Annotated in this window: 2 protein-coding genes; one reads left to right on the top strand and one right to left on the bottom strand. The window is 73.8% G+C overall.

The window, feature by feature from the left end; genetic code table 11:
• The first annotated feature begins 252 nt into the window (after positions 1 to 252).
• Positions 253 to 2,235 carry an ATP-binding protein gene (locus tag FL311_RS41905; protein ID WP_141333205.1) on the top strand — a complete coding sequence of 661 codons (1,983 nt, stop codon included), beginning with the start codon at positions 253 to 255 and terminating at the stop codon, positions 2,233 to 2,235.
• Between the two features lies 1 nt (position 2,236).
• Here FL311_RS41905 and FL311_RS41900 read toward each other — a convergent pair.
• The coding region (locus tag FL311_RS41900; RefSeq protein WP_141333204.1) for a di-heme oxidoredictase family protein at positions 2,237 to 3,595 on the bottom strand (1,359 nt) is incomplete at its 5' end.

The following is a 3,595-nucleotide window of genomic DNA, read 5'->3' as shown; positions in this document are numbered from 1 at the left end:
GGGTGGCGGGCGGGGTTTCATTTCGTATCTGAGTTGTAAAAGCATCCTAGGTGTTCTTGTCGCGAGCGTCCGCTGGGAAGAGGAGGGGAGGGCCCCCTGGGGTCGCCTGGAGGGCGACGGCGGGTGTTGGACCGGCGAACAGTCCACCCCGCGCGCCTTGACTGGGAGCGACGAGTGCCCACACTTGCGCCTTTGTCGTTCCGTCGGGGCCTCGACAGGCCCTGTTGCTCGTGTCTCCGGGTCCCCCTCGCCGTGACGAAGCCCAGTCTCCTGCTCATCGAAGAAGCCAGTGTGGCCCGGGAGCTCCAGGTGCTCGCGCTGGAGAGCCAGGGATGGCAGGTCGTGGCCCTGGCGGACGTGGCGGCGGCCGCCTCGGTCCTGGTGACGCAGCCGGTGTTGCTCGTGGTGGCGGCGGCGGGCGTGCTGGCGGCTGGCAGGGAGGCGCTGGAGACGTTCCGCCGCGCGCTGGAGACGGCGTCGGTGGGCCTGTATGTGCGGGCCTTCCCCGCCGAGGAGGAAGTGGTGCGCACGCTGGCGCTGCCGCTCACCGGCTTCTTCTGGCGGCCTTTGTCCCTGGGCGGGCTGGTGGAGAAGGTCCGGCGCGTGGTGCCGGAGGAGGGCCCCCCGGAGGCGCGGCCGCTGGTGCTGGTGGCGGACGACGACCCGGTGTCGCGCAAGCTGTTGCAGCTGATGATGGTGCCCTTCCGCTTCCGGGTGGTGTCCGCGGACGACGGGATGCAGGCGCTGGAGGTCGCCAGGAGGCGGCGGCCCGATGTGGTGCTGGCGGACGCGCTGATGCCGCGCATGGACGGCTACAAGCTGTGCATGGCGCTCAGGCAGGAGTCGCGCTTCGCGCGTGTGCCGGTCATCCTCACGCACGCGCTGACGCCGGACGAGCTGGATTTGCGCATGGCCCACAACGTGGGGGCCAACGGTTTCGTGCGCCGCGCGCAGGACGGGGACGAGCTGGTGGGCGTGCTGCTGCGCGCGCTGAAGGCCGGGCCGCCCACGCCGCTGGGGCCCGCGCCGCCGGTGGGGCCCGCGCTGGAGCTGAACACCGAGGACCACCTGTACCGGATGGTGCGCCAGCTGGAGCGGCGCGTGGGGTTGCTCGAACAGGCGGAGCGCGGCACGCGCGAGAGCGAGGAGCGCTTCCGCCTGGTGGTGGAGGGCTCCTACGACGGCATCTGGGACTGGGACTTGCGGCGGGGCACGCTGTACTGGAGCCCGCGCCTCCTGGAGATGCTGGGGCTGACGCCCGAGACGTTCGCCGGCACGCACGACGCCTTCGTGGAGCTGCTCCACCCGGAGGACCGCGCCGGCGTGCTCGCGGCCATGACGGAGCACCTGGAGCGCGGGGCGCCGTACGACGTGGCCTTCCGGCTCCGGCACGCCACGGGCGGCTATCGCTCGTGCGTGGGACGGGGGCGCGCGCTGCGCGACGAGCAGGGCCGGCCGGTGCGCATGGCGGGCATCATCGGCGACGTGACGGAGCAGCTGCGGCTCTACCGCGAGGCGAACGAGGCGGTGCGCGTGCGCGACGACTTCCTCAGTGTGGCGGCGCACGAGCTGAGAACGCCCCTGGCCGCGCTGCGCTTGCGGGTGCAGGGCGCGCAAGGGGCGCTGCGCATGCTGGGCGCGGCCCAGGCGGCGCCGCGGCTGGAGCGCGCGCTGGAGGCCGCGGACCGTCAGGTGCAGCGGATGTCGGACCTGGTGGAGTCGCTCTTGGACGTGTCCCAGGCGCAGGGCGGACCGCCCAGGCTGCAGCTGGAGGTGGTGGACCTGTCCAACGTCGTGCGTGACGCGGTGACGCGCTCGGAGCCGGCCGCGGCGAGGGCGGGGTGTGAGCTGGTGCTCGGGCCCCTGCCGCCCACGCCGGGCCGGTGGGACGGCGCCCGGCTGGGGCAGGTGGTGCGCCACCTGTTGTCCAACGCGATGAAGTTCGGCCCGGGCCGGCCCGTGGAGGTGGCGCTGGAGCAGCAGGACGCCACGGCCACGTTGGTGGTGAAGGACCACGGCATCGGCATCTCCCCGGAGCGGGTGGACGGGCTGTTCCGCCGCTTCGAGCGCGCGGTGCCGGTGCGGCACTACGGCGGCCTGGGGCTGGGCCTGTACCGCCTGCGCCGCATCGTCGAGGCGCACGGCGGTCAGGTGTCCGTGGACAGCACGCCCGGCGAGGGCTCCACGTTCCGCGTGCGCCTGCCCCTGGGCGGCCCCCCCGTCGCCCGCGCCTGACTCAGAGCGAGTCGAGGAAGGCCACCAGCGCCTCGCGCTCCTGGCGCGACAGCGCCTTCACCTGCTCGCGCGAGGACTCGGCCTCGCCCCCGTGCCACAGCACGGCCTCCAGCGGCGTGCGCGCCCGTCCGTCATGCAACAGGCGCGAGTGTCCGCTCACCGTCCGCGTCAGGCCCAGGCCCCACAAGGGCGGAGTGCGCCACTCGCGGCCGCTGGCGAGGAAGTCCGGACGTCCGTCCGCGAGCCCCTCTCCCAGGTCATGCAGCAAGAGGTCCGAGTACGGCCAGATGAGCTGCCCGGACAGCTCCGGGTAGCCCTCCAGCGTGCCGGTGGTGACCGACGGCTTGTGGCACCTGGCGCAGCCCACGCGGTGGAACACGGCCTTGCCCTGGAGCACCCGGGCGTCGTCGACGCCCGCGCGCGTGGGGAGCGCCACCGTGTGCGAGTAGAAGTCGAGCGCCGTCAGCTGCCGGTCCGTCACCTCGGGTTCACCGCCGTGGGGCGCCGCGAGGCACACGGCCTGCGCCTGGGTGCACGTGTCCTTTGGAAACAGCGTGGTGGTGAGGCCGAGGTCGCCCAGCAGCGCGGACGCGTTCTGGTGCTCGATGTCCGGCTGGTTGGCCTTCCACCCGAAGCGGCCCAGCGCCACGCGGTTCGTGCGCCCGTTCCACACGCGGTTGACCCGGCCGGACACGCCGTCGCCGTCCGCGTCGTCCGGGTCCGCCCACGCCAGCAGCGTCTCGTTGGGGATGGCCGCCAAAAGGCCCAGGCCCACCATGTTCTGGGCCACGCGCGCGGACATCATCGTGTCCGCCGACAGGGGCCCGTGGGCCAGGTCCGTCAGCACCAGCGTGGGGGACTGGAGCGTGTAGGGCTCGCCGTCCGCGAAGGTGCCCGGGACTTCGGTCCACTCCACCCGCGCCTGCCCCTCCGCGGGCACGCCGGGGATGCCCCGGGGCTGGAGCTGGTCTCCATAGGTGGGCTCGGGCACGGGCTCGCCGTGGGGGCCGGTGCCCGGGATGGACAGGCGCACGAGCAGCGTGTCCGCCACCTCGTCGCCCTCGGGCGGACGGCCGCGGCCGTTGCCCAGGTGGCAGGCGAGGCACGAGACGGAGTGGAACAGGGGGCCCAGGCCGTCCCGGTCCTGCTGCGAGGTGCTGGGCGCGCGCACCCAGTCCGCCTCGAAGACGGACTCGCCCACGAAGAACTCGGCGCGCCGGGCCAGGCCGAGGTTGGCCGCCGGCTGGGTGAAGGCGCTCGCGCCCGTCACCGTCACGCTGGTGGCTCCGCCGGGGCGGTCCTCGCCCGCTTCCACCACGTCGAAGCGGGGCGGAGGGGGCGGCTCGGGAGGAGGCGGCTC

The sequence above is a fragment of the Myxococcus sp. AB025B genome, from assembly GCF_006518215.1.
GTDB lineage: Bacteria > Myxococcota > Myxococcia > Myxococcales > Myxococcaceae > Myxococcus > Myxococcus fulvus.
This window is presented reverse-complemented; position numbering and strand designations above follow the sequence as displayed.